The 15,286-nt window shown below is 58.3% G+C and carries 12 protein-coding genes and 1 riboswitch; of the genes, 8 read left to right on the forward strand and 4 right to left on the reverse strand.

Annotated features, from left to right (window positions below; genetic code table 11):
* Positions 1-2,388 carry a TonB-dependent receptor gene (locus HF894_RS04305; RefSeq protein ID WP_394369817.1) on the reverse strand — a complete coding sequence of 796 codons (2,388 nt, stop codon included), beginning with the start codon at positions 2,386-2,388 and terminating at the stop codon, positions 1-3.
* A 142-nt stretch (positions 2,389-2,530) separates the two neighbouring features.
* A riboswitch (cobalamin riboswitch) is annotated at positions 2,531-2,747 on the reverse strand.
* Between the two features lie 111 nt (positions 2,748-2,858).
* Positions 2,859-3,170, reverse strand: coding sequence for a hypothetical protein (locus tag HF894_RS04310; protein ID WP_204969832.1), 312 nt, complete (start codon positions 3,168-3,170; stop codon positions 2,859-2,861).
* Here HF894_RS04310 and HF894_RS04315 point away from each other — a divergent pair.
* On the forward strand, positions 3,148-5,649 hold the full coding sequence (locus HF894_RS04315; RefSeq protein WP_204971234.1) for a DUF3987 domain-containing protein: 2,502 nt from the start codon (positions 3,148-3,150) through the stop codon (positions 5,647-5,649). The genes HF894_RS04310 and HF894_RS04315 overlap by 23 nt on opposite strands.
* Positions 5,636-5,890: a DUF4248 domain-containing protein gene (locus HF894_RS04320; RefSeq protein WP_234984101.1), complete on the forward strand. Its 255-nt coding sequence runs from the start codon at positions 5,636-5,638 to the stop codon at positions 5,888-5,890. Before HF894_RS04315 ends, HF894_RS04320 begins: the two co-directional genes overlap by 14 nt.
* Positions 5,891-5,968: 78 nt before the next feature.
* Here the strand turns inward: HF894_RS04320 and HF894_RS04325 are convergent, their stop codons facing one another.
* Positions 5,969-6,496 (reverse strand): hypothetical protein, encoded by a 528-nt coding sequence (locus tag HF894_RS04325; RefSeq protein WP_204971235.1) that lies wholly within the window; start codon positions 6,494-6,496, stop codon positions 5,969-5,971.
* A gap of 253 nt (positions 6,497-6,749) precedes the next feature.
* Here HF894_RS04325 and HF894_RS04330 point away from each other — a divergent pair, with 253 nt between their 5' ends.
* The 5 genes from HF894_RS04330 (at position 6,750) to HF894_RS04350 (ending at position 12,734) form a co-directional block, all read left to right on the forward strand.
* Positions 6,750-7,244 carry an HU family DNA-binding protein gene (locus HF894_RS04330; RefSeq protein ID WP_204969829.1) on the forward strand — a complete coding sequence of 165 codons (495 nt, stop codon included), beginning with the start codon at positions 6,750-6,752 and terminating at the stop codon, positions 7,242-7,244.
* 148 nt (positions 7,245-7,392) lie between these two features.
* Entirely contained in the window at positions 7,393-7,491 is a 99-nt protein-coding gene (locus HF894_RS04335; protein WP_159436296.1) for a smalltalk protein, read from the forward strand.
* Positions 7,492-7,496: 5 nt separating this feature from the next.
* Positions 7,497-8,174, forward strand: a complete 678-nt coding sequence (locus HF894_RS04340) for a hypothetical protein (protein ID WP_204971236.1) — start codon at positions 7,497-7,499, stop codon at positions 8,172-8,174.
* Between the two features lie 974 nt (positions 8,175-9,148).
* Positions 9,149-10,549: a hypothetical protein gene (locus HF894_RS04345; RefSeq protein ID WP_204971237.1), complete on the forward strand. Its 1,401-nt coding sequence runs from the start codon at positions 9,149-9,151 to the stop codon at positions 10,547-10,549.
* On the forward strand, positions 10,521-12,734 hold the full coding sequence (locus HF894_RS04350; protein WP_218417844.1) for a DUF6443 domain-containing protein: 2,214 nt from the start codon (positions 10,521-10,523) through the stop codon (positions 12,732-12,734). Before HF894_RS04345 ends, HF894_RS04350 begins: the two co-directional genes overlap by 29 nt.
* Positions 12,735-12,850: 116 nt before the next feature.
* Here HF894_RS04350 and spt read toward each other — a convergent pair whose 3' ends face one another.
* The gene (gene spt, locus HF894_RS04355; RefSeq protein WP_204971239.1) at positions 12,851-14,038 is read right to left on the reverse strand and encodes a serine palmitoyltransferase; all 1,188 of its coding nucleotides are present in this window, start codon (positions 14,036-14,038) and stop codon (positions 12,851-12,853) included.
* 193 nt (positions 14,039-14,231) lie between these two features.
* Between spt and HF894_RS04360 the strand changes: the two genes are divergently transcribed.
* Positions 14,232-15,281: a diacylglycerol/lipid kinase family protein gene (locus HF894_RS04360; protein ID WP_204971240.1), complete on the forward strand. Its 1,050-nt coding sequence runs from the start codon at positions 14,232-14,234 to the stop codon at positions 15,279-15,281.
* Positions 15,282-15,286 lie beyond the last annotated feature (5 nt).

Raw genomic sequence — 15,286 nt, forward strand, 5'->3', positions numbered from 1 at the left:
TTAGTTGATGAATAGTCTGAATTTGGCAAAGAAGGCCCGGCCAGGCTTTTGCAGCTTGTAATTGTCGTAAGCCGTTTCGTCCAGCAGGTTGGAGCATTCCAGCGACAGGCTGTAAGTGTCGTTCTTCCACGAGTAGGAGAGGCCCGCATTGCAGATGTGCTGCGTCGGTATGCGCGACTTGTTCTCGTACGAACCATAGGCTTCCCACGTCAGGAAATACCAGTGCACCCATTGGTAGTTGCAGTTCAGTCGCAGGCGGCTGTCCGGCAGGCCTACGTTGTGGAACGTATAGCTTGCTTCGGCTCCGCCGAACAGCCAGGGGCGGTTGGGCAGGCGGTTGTTGTAGGTGGCCGAAGGTTTTCCGTCGGTCTTGTATTGTTGCTGGTCGCGTGCGTCCTGAAAGCTCAGGTTGCCGGACAGTTGCAGTCTGTTCTGCCAGTCGTAGCGCACTTCCCCTTCCATGCCTTTGATGTGTACGGCCGGAACGTTCTGGTATTGCATCATGCCCTCCTTTTCGATCACCTGCACCTGGATGAAGTTGTCCACATTGCGCAGGAAACCGTTGGCTTCGTAGTATAACGTGTGCCCGGCAGCCGGACGCCAGGTTCCGAAGAAGCCCAGGTTGACGTTGTCGCTGCTTTCGGGCTCAAGTGCCACGTTGGCATAGACCGTCGTTCCGTTGCCCAGCAGTTCGCGGGCGATGGGCAGGCGTACACTGTGTTCGAAAGAGGCCTTCACGGCAAAGGGAGCGGCAAGGGTGAAGCGGGTACCTATGCCATATCCCCAGTAGTTCCGGGTGATGGAACCCCGCACGTTGTTCGAGCCCGTCGTCGCGCCCGAGTCGGTCTGGCGGATATTGGCATGGTTCACGTAGTCTTTCACGAAGAAGGTGTTGTTCCATCGGTCGTCGAAGAACGACTGATAGTAGGAGAGGCCTGTGATATGCTTGGTCAGTATGTCGTTCGACGGTTCGAAGTCCGTATCCAGGTCGTCATAGCGGTCATTGCCCGTGCGGTTCATCGAGTAGTCCAGGTTGAAACCATGGTGTGCGTTCAGCGCATAGTCGGCATTGGCGTGTACCAGGGTCATCGGACGTTTGTAGTGGCGCATCGAGCGTTTGTTTCCCGTAATTTCGTTGCGTGAGCTCACGATGTAGCCTCCGTTCCAGTCATATTTCCGGTAGGCGGTATCTACCGTCAGCGAGTGGTCCCACGTGTGCGACAGCGAGGCGTTCAGCTGTAGTCCCTCCACCAGGAAGTCGCGCTTCCGGTAGCGTGCCGCCACGTTCCATGCGTCCGTCTGCCGTTCGGCCATACCGTAGACCACCGTCTGCACCGAGCCGGTCTGCAGTTCCTTGTCCGTTTTCGAGTAGGACCCCGAGACGAAGAAGGCGTCGGCCCACCACTTGTCGGCGAAACCTATTTCCAGCTGGCCCAGCAGGGAAAAATAGTCGTCATGGAAACGCTTGCGGTCGGCGTAGAAGTAGGCGTCTGCCTCTTCGTCCCACACTTCTACGTCTTTCATCCGATAGTCGTTCTTCGAATAGTTGATGCCCACCGTAGGCCGCACGATGAGTCCCGTCCGCCGTTCCACCCACTGTGCGTTCAGGTCTGCCTTGTGCGTATGGAACGAGCCGATGCCGTAGGAAGCGTCCAGGTAGTTTTTCTTCTCCTGCTTCGTGACGATGTTGATGGCACCGCCCAGCGCGTCGGTACCCAGGTGGGCAGGCACTACGCCCTTATACACTTCTATACGGTCGATGATGCCGACAGGCAGGTTGGCCAGCGACATGCCGCTGCCTTTGCTGTCCAGTGGCATGCCGTCCAGAAAGTAGCGCACCGAGTTGCCCGAAAGCCCGTTGATAGACAGATCGAAGTCCGAACCCACGCCGCCCTCTTCGCGTACCTTGACGCCTGTCGTGCGGTCCATCAGGCTGTTCAGGTCGTTCAGTGAAGAGGCCAGTGCCTTCACGTCCAGCGCGTTGACCGCAAATACGCCTTCCTTCAGTTTCTGCGTCTGGCTTTTGCCGTACACCTCTACCGTCCCCAGTCCCACGTTGCTTTCCTTCAGGCGGAAATCCTGGGTCGTAGGTCCGTCGATGCGAAGCGGCATCTTCAGTGTCTCGTATCCCACGAACGACACCACCACCACATGCCTGCCCGGCGTCACCATCAGTTCGTAGCGTCCGTCCGTATGGCTGTAGCAGCCCGTGCTGCTGTTTTCGATGGCGATGGTGGCCTGTTCCACCGGATGGCCTTCGCGGTCGGTCACCTTGCCCGAAAGGCGCACCTTGACTTGGCCTACGGCCTCAAGGCTGCCTGCGGCCAGACACAGCAGTATCCCGACGAGCAGGAGGCAGGAGCGGATGTTTGTTTTACCCATTTTCATATTCCTATCAGTTCTACGGGAAAACAGGGACAGAAGAAGTACAAAGAGAAACGGCCTTGCCCTCGCCTGTCCGCGACAGGGGGATGTCCGGCAAAGAAAGGTCCGACTCGATGTTTCACCGCCTTATTTCCCGAAAGCGTTAAAACGTTGGCAGATTCTGGCAGGTCTTCTGACTTGTCCCAATCCCTGGATGCCTTCCCATCCCTCCGTTGGTAGGGGACAGTGGCTTGGGGTTTTCCAAGGATTCTTCATGGCGGGGACTCACAGCAGCGGGTCTGTCCAGGACTTTCACCTGGTTCCCTTTTCATCGCGGCCTCCGAAGCGGGTGGGGCTGCGATACCAAAACCGGCGGCAAAGATAGTCCTTTTTTCGAGTTCCGTCCCCATGTCGGCGGAAATATTTTGTGGCGTTGCAATGATTTTATCAACATGCGCGATTCCGAGAAGACGGATGCCGGCCGTTAAATCGTCTTAAAAGTCCGCTCGCGACAGGCGCCGCACTTTTCGGACGGGCGGGGAGAGATGGAAAAACTCACCTTCGCTTATACGGATAGATATAGATTTCTCTCCAGAAGCTTGGTTTTCAGCGTATAATCTGTGTCCATCCATGTGAGTGACGGTGACATTTGTCTGCATACCGTTCACTTCGTGTCTGCCCAAAAGTGCGGTATCCGCCGGAATTCTTTTGTTGTTTTCTTCCGTGATTTGCCTCTGTGCAAGGGCAATGGTGCCCTTGCCGGACTTTAAAATCACAAAAACGATGGAAACAACATCCAAAAACATCTTCTGCTTCTCGCGTTTCAGCAGCGTGAGGAGCAAATGTGCCACGGACACTACACTCGAGCAGTTCGTGGCCGACATCCGCGGCGAGGCCTTCCGCAAGCGGGTGGAGCAGTACCGTCGCCTGCGCTCGCAGCGCGGACAGGAGGCCGAGGCACAACGCGTCAAGTCGTCCATGCCCTGCGTCACGCCCTCGTGTCGCTGTTTCGGCGGGCATGCCGCGAGCAACTTGCAGTCGTACAGCGGCTTGGCGTGTGCGGACTACGACGGCACCGTCGGTCGAACGGACGAGATTATGGCCCTGGCTGCTGCACTGCCCTATGTGGCGGCCGCCTTCCGCAGCATATCGGGCGAAGGGGTGAAGATCTTCGTCCGTATCCGTACGGAGGACCTGGCCGGGGGCTATGCGCCCGTCTACGCTGCCGTGGGGCGTGCGGTGAGTGCCGCCGTGCGCCATGCCTACGACGAGAAGTGCGCCCCCGTGACCCAGCCCTGCTATTACTCCTGGGACCCCGCCGCGTACTACAATCCCGCCGCCACGCCCTTCCCCTACGACCCTGCGGAGGCTGTTCCCGCATCACGTCCTACCGCCCCGCAACCTGTGGGCACCGCTTCTGCCGCCACAGGCGGAGAGGATGCCGGCGTCGTGCCGGGCGAAGGCTTCCTGGCGGCTTTCGTCCACCGCTTCGAGCAGGAGTATCCCTTCCGTCCCGGACAGCGCAACGACATCGCCCTGCGCCTGGGCCGCTCGGCCCGCCGTAAAGGTTTTTCGACGCAGGAACTGGACGAGGTCATCGCGCTCTATGCCGCCCGCCACGCCATGTCCGACTTCAACGCCGGCGACATCCGCCAGCGGGTGCTGTCTGGTTATCAGTATGTTAGTTCGCAAATGCCGCCGGAAAAGGCAGGCGAAAAGGGCCAAGGCAAGTTTCAGGGTTCCCTTAAACCCGGTTTTTCGGCGAAAACGGCCGACGAGGCGGACGAAGTGTCGGAAAAAAATGAAGCCCTCATGGCTGCCCTGCCCCTCATCCCCCGGGAAGTGTATGACGCCCTGCCGCCGCTGCTGGAGCGGTGTGTCCGCCCCGCGGCCAATGCCTACGAGCGCGATTTCCTGCTGCTGGGTTCGCTCAACAGCTGCAGCGCGCTGCTGCCCCGCGTGCGCTTCCTCTACAAGCGGGTGGAGTATTCGCCCCACTTCTACCTGGCCGTCGTGGCCCCGGCCGGTACGGGCAAGGGAGTCGTGGCCTTCACCGCCTCGCTGCTCGACGCCACCGAAGACTGGTACGGCCGCCTGCGCAGCGAGCGGCGCCGGAAGAACGAGGAGGCGCAGACCCTGTGGGAACAGGAGCTGGCCGAAGCCCGCAAGCAGCGCCGCCAGCCTGACTTTGCCCTGAAGCCCGAGGAGGAGAAGATGCCCTACTTCAAGTTGCCCGCCACCATCAGCAAGAGCCGCCTGATCGAGTGCCTGGCCGCGGCGGGCGAAGCCGGCTGCGCCATGGCCACCACCGAGATGGCCACGCTGACCGAAGCCATCGGGACGGACTACGGCCGCTTCGAGGACATCCTGCTGAAGGCGGCCCATCACGAGGAGGTGGCCTCGTCCTACAAGGTGGACGGGCTGCCGCTGGTGGCACGCCGTCCGCGGCTGGCGCTGGCCATGTCGGGCACGCCCGAACAGTTTGCCCGCTTCTTCCGCTCGCTGGAGACGGGGCTCTACAGCCGCTTCGCCGTGTGCACCCGTCCGCCGTCGGTCTGCTGGGAGTCCTGCGCCCCGGACAGCGTGCAGCCCGACCTCGGCTCCTACTTCCACACCCTGGGCGAGGAGTTGCTGGGCATGCACCTGGCCCTGCTGGAAAGCCCCACGCGGGTGAACTTCACGCCTGCGCAGTGGGAGCGGCACACCGCCTTCTTCAGCCGCCTGCTGGCCGAGACCCACGCCGAGGGGCGCGACACGCTGCTGGGCATCATCTTCCGCCACGGGTTGCTGGCCATGCGTCTGGCAGCCCTGCTCACCGCCTTCCGCAAGTGGGACGGTTTCCGCCATTCGCCCGAATACACCTGTACGGACGCGGACTTCCGCTCGGCGCTGCTCATTACGCAGACGGTGCTGGAGCACAGCCTGCTGCTCTGCACCTCGCTGCCGGACAGCGACCGTCCCATGCCCGCCCTGCGCAAGACTCACCTGCTGGAGCAGGTGCTGGCCGTCCTTCCACGAAAATTTTCGTACACCGAGTTTGTGGAGACGGCCATGACGTCCGACATCTCGCTCAGCACGGCCAAGCGGATGCTCCAGCGGGCGCAGAAAGCGCAACTGATTGTGAAGCAGAAAGATGGGTATCGCAAGAAGCGCTTGTCGCGCCAGACGTCGGGTTTAAATGACCCCGAACCCCGAAAACGGACCCCAAAATCGCCGAAAACGGCGGGAAAGACAATAAAAAAAAGTGACAACCCCGTAAATCCCGAAGCTTATGAAAAAGACTGATACCCCTCTGATGCCTGCCGACGAAGCTCCCTTCGCCATCCGTCCCTACCTGAAGGTGGACCTGGCCCGCCTCTACAGCCCCGGCCTGGCTGACCGCACGGCCATGAACCGCCTGAACCGCTGGATCCGCCACAACCGCGAACTGCACGACCGCCTCTACTCCGGCCGCGAGGGGAAGAACGACATCTGTTTCTCCCTCCGGCAGGTGCGGCTGCTGGTGGAGTATCTGGGAGAGCCGTGATTGTTCCGCCCCTCAAGCGGGTATGTTTTCTGTGAGAAGCGGCATAGTTCTGCGGAGGAACTATGCCGCTTTTGCGGTTCACCAGGCGGCGTTTCGCTTGGCGCGGAGGAGTTCTTCTTCGATCAGTTTCTTTTGCCGTTCTTTTTCCTTTCGCTCCTTGTCTACCAGTTTGTCGTTCTCCTTCAGTTGCCCTTCGACCTCTTTGAGCATTTTCCTCAGTTCGATGCAGAGTCTTTCGCTGAGGATTTTTTTTGCGCTGAATATTTTCTCCAGATTCTCCATGGCTGTATCGAACAGTTTCATTTCTTTCTGTCCGGTATGCTGATATTTTTGTTCTTCTTGAGGCGGCAGTCTCCTTCTGTAGTAGAACACCGTTGGGGATTTGGCGCTTGTCAGCTTCTTCTGCCATTCGTCCTTGTCGTTGAAGTTTTCCCTGCATCTTGTCAGTTGCCGGTTCAGGGATTGGAGATATTCCAATAGCTTGTCGGGCGTCGTGTCGGGTGGGTATTCTTTTTGTTCGATGAGGTCCAGTGTTCTGCCGATGGCGGATAACACTCCCAGTTGCCTCTCTATCGTACGTCCCAATAATTCCAATTGCTGTATCATGGGGCTGTTTGCTGTTGTCTCTTTTTTTTTGAATGCTTTTTCTCTCTCTCTTCTGTGTCTTGCCGGACCCGGAAGTTTGCATGAAGTCCGCCTGAGTCCGCACAAGTGCGCACAGGTTCGCACGGGCAGACACGAGTCCGCATCCTGCCGCCGCAGTTTTTCCCACCTTTGTGGTGTCGACCGGAAGACAGGGCGAAGGCGTATATGCCCACCGTACAAACATACGCCAAATTTTTTAAAAAAGCAAGCGATTATGTCAGTAACCTACAAACGCGTATTCCGCAAGAACCCCGCGCTGAAGGACGGCACGGGGAAGTACCACCCCCAGCTCATCGTCTGGGGCAAGTCGGCCACGCTGGACACGCTGGCGCAGCAGATGAAGGAAAGCAGCTCGCTGACGCTGGGCGACATCCGCAGCGTGCTGACCAATTTCGTCGCCGCCATGCGGGCCGAGCTCTACAACGGGCATTCGGTGAACGTCGACGGCTTCGGCGTCTTCAGCCTCTCGGCCACCACCGAGGGCGTGGACCGGAAGGAGGACTGCGGGGCGGACCAGATCAAGTCCGTGCGCATCAACTTCCGCGCCTCGAGCGCCATCCGTCCCAACCTGGATCCCGCCACCACCCGTGTGGAGGACCGCATCGACTTCGTCGACCTGGAGTCGCAGCTGAAGAAGCTGAACGTGCAGGGCGGTACCGAACCCGACGGCGGTAGCGAGGATGACGAAGAGGGCGGCAGTCCGCTGTGAGAATGGATAACTCCATGAATGGATAATGGATAATGGAGAATGATCCGTTCGCATCTCAAATTTTAATTATCCATTATCCATTCTCAGTTCTCCATTAAAAGAAATTCTCAATTCTCAATTCTCAATTTTCAATTAAAGAACTATGGCAATCAAAAAATCTGTTTGGGACACGATCCTGAAAGTGATCATCGCCGTGGCTTCGGCCATTGCGGGCGCGCTGGGCGCCCAGGCGGCGAACCTGTTGTAAGGCATGTGCGGAGCCTTTCCGCACCATTCTGGACGGGGCTGCCCCGCAGTTTGTTCCCAGTCGTGGGGCAGCCTTTTTTTCAAACTATTAATCGTATGTATCTTATGAACAAACCCATTCTTTTTCTGTTGTTTCTGGCTGCCGTCTCCCTTCTGCCTTCCTACGGGCAGACTCCTTCGAGCTATGACATTGCAGCCCGTTCCCAGAACTTTTATCCGTCGTCTGTCCAGGCTTCCGGCCTGTTCCGCCGACAACCCGATGAGGGAGACTATGCGACGGGCCGCGTGACCGTCCGCATCCCGCTCTATACCATCCGTACCGCATCGTTCAGCCTGCCCGTCTCTCTGGTCTATACGACGGGCGGCGTCAAGGCCGACCAGAAGAACGGTCTGGTGGCTCTGGGATGGTCGTTGGAGGCGGAGCCGGTCATCAGTCGCGAGGTGCGCGGACTGCCGGACGAACGTTCTTTCCTGTATGACAAGTCGAACCTGACGAGCCAGTCGGACCTGTATCTTGCCAAAGTGGGCATGGGCACCTGCGACCTGCTCGAAGACTTCTTCCATATCCGCCTTCCGGGGGGGGTCAGGCGGACTTTGCGCTCGAGCAGGCTTCGAACTATGCCTTCACTCCCCGGATGTTCCATCGCGACCCGCTGGAGGTGGAGCTCGACGCTCCCCGGGTGAGCGCCAACTTCCGCAACGGGCTGACGGTGACCGACGGCAACGGCGTGCGTTACCTCTTCGGAGGGAGCAGCGCCTCGCGCGAGGAGACCAACCTGCTGAACACGTATCAGACCGTGACCGCCTGGAAGGCCACGCAGATGATCTCTCCCGACGGCGACACCCTGTCGTTCGACTACGTGACGAACCTCCCCCAGGAAGTTTATAACGGTCGTTACGACTACTACGCGGTAGAGGACAACTGGCCGGACTATCACACGCCCGGTGCGGGTGTTCCTCCCCATCCCGGTTACTGGAAAGGGGTCGGCAACCAGGAAACGTACTACTACATGAACGGCACGACGCGGCAGGCCGACGGGACGGAAGTGCCCAACTTCGAAGCGTGGAGCGGCGCGGGCGGACGTCCCTATTTCGGCGCGGTGGCCCAGGTGGACATCCGTCCTGTCGGCACGATCCGTTTCGCCGGGGGCAGCGTCACGTTCGGCTACGACGCCACCCACCACGCCCTGTCCACCGTCACGGTGCGCAACCCGGACGGAGTTCTGCGTACGGTCAGCCTGACCAAGCACCTCGACAGCTACGGGCGCCTGCTGCTGGACAAGGTTGAAGTGAAGGACGCCTCGGGCGATCCGGTCGAGACTTACAGTTTTGCCTACTACAGCGGCGGTTTCAGTCCGGACACCAAGGCCGTCGACTATTGGGGCTACTACAACGGGCAGACCGGCAATACCGGCTTCGTAGCCCGCCAGCAGGCCGAGATACGGAACGGCAGCCGGACGTATACGTTCGAAATCGGCGACGCCGACAAGCGCGGTAACCTTTCCGCTGCCACGACCTACAGCCTCCGGCAGATTACCTGGCCCGGCGGCGGCACCACCGAATATACCTACACCATGGGCCGCATTCCGGCTCCCGGCGAGGCGGACGGCTATATGTACGGCGGTGGACTTCTGGTGAAGGAAATCACGGACCGTCCGGTGGTGGGCCATGCAGTCCGTCGCCTTTTCCTCTACTACTCGGGCGATGAAGAAGAAGGCATCGGATGCACGCGTTTCCCGATGTGCCCGCTTGCCTACCGTCAGGAACTCCAGAAGCACTACGTGGAAGGCGGCACCACCAATCCGACGGTTCGCAGCGTCGACTACACGCTCTACAGCCACAGCAACGTGGTGACGGCAGACGACCGCGTTTACTTCGACCGTGTGATGGAATACGTGTCGCCCACGCTCACTTTTCCTTCTTCTTCCTCTTCTACCGTTTCAGGCTTTTACTTGGGCGAGGCCACGGTCCACTGCTACGACAACCGTTCGGAGTTTCCTTCTTCCTACTACACGACCCCCGGTATGCTCGAGAGCATCGACGAGCCGCTGAACAACGCTTCGCTTCTGTGCAGCGAGACACGCAGCGAGCTTCACGAGCACGCGTGGAAGTCCGGCGAACGCACCCACGCCCGTCCCTTCCGTCTGGTGACGGTGAACGAGCTGAAACGCACCGCTCTGGTGGAAGGCGTTGACGAGTCGATGGTCCAGAACAGCCTGCGTCTTCGCGAGCTGTACGGCAGTACCTTCACCCGCCTTTCGGGCAAGGACTATACGGTGGTGGACAACGACCCCACGGGCCGTGGCGAGACGCTGTACTACGGCGGTGGACTGTCCTACACACGCTCCGTGTCGCATACCCGGGAAGGCTCGTACAACCGGATCCGCCGGACGGCGGTTTCCACCAGCTCCGGCGTGGACGAGCTGACGGAGTACACCTATCCTTTCGACCGCCAGGGTCCGGTAGACCAACTGATGACCTCCGCGCACGACCTCTCCACTCCCGTTGAGGTGAAACAGTATGCCGGTGGGGAGCTGTACCGCACGGTGCGCTACGTGTATGCGGCCGACGCCTCGACCACCCGCGGCTACAGCCTCCGCTCCGTTGAGGAGAGCACGGACGGCTCGGGCGGCACGTTCCGCACGGTTGAGAGCTACTCTTCGTACCTTCCCTGCGGCAAACCCTGCCAGGTGACCTCGGCCGACGGTACGGTGACCTCTCTGCTGTGGTCGCACGGGGGTAAGCACCTGCTTGCCTCCGCGCGCAACCTCCCTTTCTCTGTGCTGACCTCCGCCGGGCTTTCGCCTTCGGAACTGAGCGATTCTCAGAGTGTTCCCGAAAGCGTCTACACCCTGCTCGACGGCCTGCGCTCGTCTCATCCCGAGGCCCAGTTGGAATACTGGCGTTACGATGCGCACGTGGGTCCTACGGGCCATACGGCTCCCGACGGTACTTCCACCTACTACGGCTACGACTCCGCCGGGCGCCTGAATGTGATCAAAGACAACGAACAACACATCCTTTCCACTTATGAGTATCATGAAAGCAATCCGAATTAACCCCTTCCTGCTGCGCACGGGCGTCCTTTTAGCCCTGCTGCTTGTCTGCGGCTCCTTTACCGCCGCCCAGTCCGTATTCCGCGCTGACACCACGCTTGCCGTGGCCGACCGTCATCCTCTCTCCTTCCAGATTCCCCAAGGTTGCCGTGAGGTGGATGTGACGGTTCGTTTCAGCATCGGCGATCCTTCCTTGTTCGGTCCCTCGTTTTTCAGTCCCGCAGACGGCGCCTCCCTCTATGAGAGCCGTCTGCTGACCGGGGGTCCCGAGGCTATGGAGTATGAACTGAAATACCGTCCTCTGACGGGGTATCCGAGCGCTTACAACGCTTATGTCCCCGCCGGCAGTTACATAGCCCGTATTTCCCGTCAGGGCGAAATGGATGCCCACGAGCTCCGCTTCGCCTTCGTCATCGACAACCTTGTGGGCGACTACACGCTTGACACGCCTGTTCCGTACAACGGTAGCGGCCATGTCCCTTCTCCCGATCCCGCCCCGTCCTATGCCACGCCCTCACCGGGGCGCAGCATGGACCGCAGCCACATCCTCCGCCGCGACATGCTCGACACCTCGGGCAACCTTTTCCTGGAGACGCTGTCTTATTTCGACGGCCTGGGACGCCCCGTGCAGACGTTGCGGGCGGGCGCTTCCCCTTCGGGCGCCGACCTTGCTGACTTCACGGACTACGACCGCCGCGGGCGTGTGTGGCGCGTTTGGCGTCAGGTGCCCGTATCGGGCCTCGACGGCGCTTTCGTCTCGGACCTTCCCGAACGTGCCGTGTCCTTCACGTCCGACTCCCGTCCCTACGAAGAGACGCTGCGCGAGGAGTCCCCTCTGGGGCGTCCGCTTCAGGTGACGGGCGTTGGTTCCGCCTGGTTGGGGCACCCCTCGGCCCTCCGCTACGGGACGAACGATGCGGACAGCCCGCTCCTCTCGTGCCGCCGTTTCACGGTGACGTCCTCGGGCGTCCTGTCCGACGGGGGCCTGTATCCTTCGGGTTCTCTCGAAGTGGTCCGCTCGACGGACGAGGACGGTCACGTCCGCCTGTCGTTCCTCGACAAGCAGGGTCGCACGCTCCTGGACCGCGGGGTGCTCTCCGGTGACAGCTACGCCGACACGTACTACGTGTACGACTCCCGCGGGCTGCTCCGCCACGTGCTGACTCCCGCGATGGGCACTGACTTCTCCTCCTCTTCGCTCGCGTCGTCCGGCTACAGCTACTCCTACGACGGTCTGGGTCGTCTGACCTGCGGCCGCCGGCCTGGGTGCGGGGAGACGTTTTACGAGTATGACGCGATGGACCGCCTTGTGTTCTCGCAGGACGGCGTTCAGCGCGCTTCGGGGCGCTGGAGCTACTACCTGTACGATGCCTTCGGCCGCCTGACGGAGGAAGGGGAGTGTACGGTGAAGAGCCCCCTGGGGGGCAAGACGGTGCATGTCCGTCACCTGTACGACAGCTACGGCTTCCTGGGCACGGAAGGCTTCACGGGGAGCGTCTATCCGGCGGCCACGGTGAGCGGCCAGGGCAAGCTGACGGGTCGCGTCTCGCTCGCAACGGACGGCTCGGGCACCGTGCAGAACCTTTATACGGCTTACTATTACGACACGCGCGGCCGCGTGACGCAGGCTGTGCAGAGCAACCTGCTGGGCGGTCACGACGTGACGTCGACGGTCTACACCTTCACGGGCAAGCCCGCCGTGGTGAGCCACACGCACACGGCCGGCGGGAAGCCCACACTCACGGAGGTCACCGAGTACACCTACGACCACGCGGAGCGCCTGACGAAGGTGGAGCACACGCTGGGCGGCGTGACGGTGACGCTGGTCGAGAACACGTACGACGAGCTGGGCCGTCTGCAAAGTAAGACCCCGCACGGATTGGAGGCAAACCGCCAGACTTATACCTACAACATCCGCGACTGGCTGACGGGGATTGGCGGGAAGTTTACGCAGACCTTGCAGTACAACGACGGCGCAACTCCCTGTTATAACGGAAACATCAGCGGCATGACGTGGCAGGCGGGTAATGAGACAACGACCCGCGGCTACAAGTTCACCTACGACGGGCTGAACCGCCTGCTTGATGCGGTCTACGGGGAAGGCACGAACATCGGTACCAACGCAGGCCGTTTCACCGAGAAGGTGACAAGTTACGACAAGAATGGGAACATCCTTGTCTTGATATAGCGGAAGTCCGCTGTAAGCTGTAAGGCTGCTTTATAGATGGGTTGGTAAGGTAAAGAAAAAGGCTGTACACATCATGTGCGCAGCCTTCTTTATATTTAGCAATATACTGTTATATGTTATTTTATGATATCCAGCTGTTTGAAGCATTTGGTTAACTTCTCAACTGCATAGTCAATCTGCTCCTTGGTGTGCGTGGCCATGAGGGCTACACGTACCAATGTATCCTGCGGAGCGCAGGCGGGCGGGATGACGGGATTGATGAAGATGCCTTCGTCGAAAGCCAGCTTGGTGACTGTGAAGGTCTTCTCCGTATCGCGAACGTAGAGGGGGATGATGGGTGACTCGGTGTCACCAATCTCGAATCCGGCATTACGGAAAGCTTCCAATGCGTAGTTCGTGATGTCCCACAGGCGCTGGATGCGTTCGGGCTCGTTCTGAATAATGTGGAGCGCTTCGCGGGCTGCGGCTGTTGCAGCAGGCGTGTTGCTGGCCTGGAAGATGTAGGAACGGGCATTGTGGCGAAGCCAGTTGATGACTTCCTTGTCGCCAGCTACAAAACCACCGATAGAGGCCAGTGACTTGCTGAAGGTACCCATAATGAGGTCTACATCGTCGGTTACGCCGAAATGGTCGCAGACACCTCTTCCCTGACGGCCGAATACGCCCAAGCCATGTGCTTCGTCGACGTAAATGCTTGCATTGTATTTCTTCTTCAGGCGGACAATCTCAGGCAGGTTGGCCAGGTCGCCTTCCATGGAGAACACGCCGTCTACGACAATCAGTTTGACCGCATCGGACTCGCATTTCTGGAGCTCTTTTTCGAGGTCTTCCATGTCGTTGTGTTTATACTTTAGCTGAGTGGCGAATGAAAGGCGGCGTCCGTCGACGATAGAAGCGTGGTCGCGGTCGTCACAGATGATGTAGTCGCCTCGGCCTACCAGCTGGGGAATGACACCTTCGTTTACGGTAAATCCGGTGGAGAAGCAGAGGGCTTCGTCTTTTCCTACGAACTCGGCCAACTCTTTCTCCAGCTGTACGTGAATGTCGAGTGTACCGTTCAGCAGGCGTGAGCCGGCACATCCCGTGCCATATTTATCAGTGGCGGCTTTGGCCGCATCAATGATTCGCTTGTCATACGTCAGTCCCATATAGGCATTGGAGCCGAACATCAGGACTTTTTTGCCATCCATCAGTACCTCTGTATCCTGGTGGCTGTCGATTTCACGGAAATAAGGATATACGCCTTTGGCCATGAATTGTTGGGGCAGGTCGTATTTCGCAAATTTTTCTTGTAGTAAACCCATTGAATGTCTTATAATTAGTATGTTTTTTTTGCTCAAGTTTCAAAAACGGGGGCAAAGATAGCAATTTTAGTTCTTTTTTTGCATCGATTGGACTAAAAAAACTACCTATGATTGTTTTAGGGAGAAGTTTTTTGCCATTCTTCTAAGGATTTGTATTACTTTTGCAGGACATGATAATCCCACTTATTTAGGAATGGACAATAAGGATAAGAAAAAAATAGTTTTTATTATAAATCCGGTATCGGGCACTCAGAGTAAAGAGCAAATCCTGGCTTGGGTGAACGAAAGGTTGGACCAGGAACGCTATGATAAAGAGGTGGTCTATACCGAATATGCCGGACATGCTGTGGAGATTGCCGCACGGAAAGCTGCTGAAGGGGCTTTTGCGGTAGTGGCAATCGGAGGTGACGGCACTATCAACGAGATTGCCCGTTCGCTGGTTCATACGGAAACGGCGCTAGGGATTATTCCCTGCGGATCGGGCAACGGACTGGCACGCCATCTGCAGATCCCTATGGAGCCGAAAAAAGCGGTGGATATCATCAACGACGGAGTGACGGACATTATTGATTACGGTAAAATAAATAATGTACCTTTCTTCTGTACGTGTGGGGTGGGATTCGATGCTTTTGTCAGCCTGAAATTTTCGCAAGCCGGCAGAAGGGGACCTCTGACGTATCTGGAGCAGACGCTGCGCGAAAGCTTGAAATACCGTCCGGAAGTTTATGAACTGGAGATGGACGGAAATCCGTCGGCACGCTACAAAGCTTTCCTGATAGCCTGCGGCAATGCGTCACAGTATGGAAACAATGCTTATATTGCTCCGAAAGCTACCTTGAACGACGGATTGCTCGACGTAACGATTCTGGAACCGTTTACGGTACTCGACGTACCGGCATTGTCTTTTCAGCTGTTCAACAAGACCATTAACCAAAACAGCCGCATCAAGACTTTCCAGTGTAAGTCTCTGCGCATTCATCGTACAAAGCCGGGCGTAGTGCATTTTGACGGCGACCCCATGATGGCAGGAGAGGATGTGGAAGTGACTATTGTGCAGAAGGAATTGAAAGTCATCGTGCCCCGTAATGCCGGAAAAGGTTCTGTCAATGTGCTGCAACGTGCACAGGACTATATCAATGGTTTGAAGCAGCTCAACGAGACAATTGTAGAGGATATTTCGCACAAAAACCGTATGATTTTGGATAAAGGTAAAGAGCAGATTAAAAAGCTGACAAAAAAATAGAGAGA

Origin of the sequence: Caecibacteroides pullorum, assembly GCF_019239235.1 — a bacterium.
GTDB classification, from domain to species: domain Bacteria; phylum Bacteroidota; class Bacteroidia; order Bacteroidales; family Bacteroidaceae; genus Bacteroides; species Bacteroides pullorum.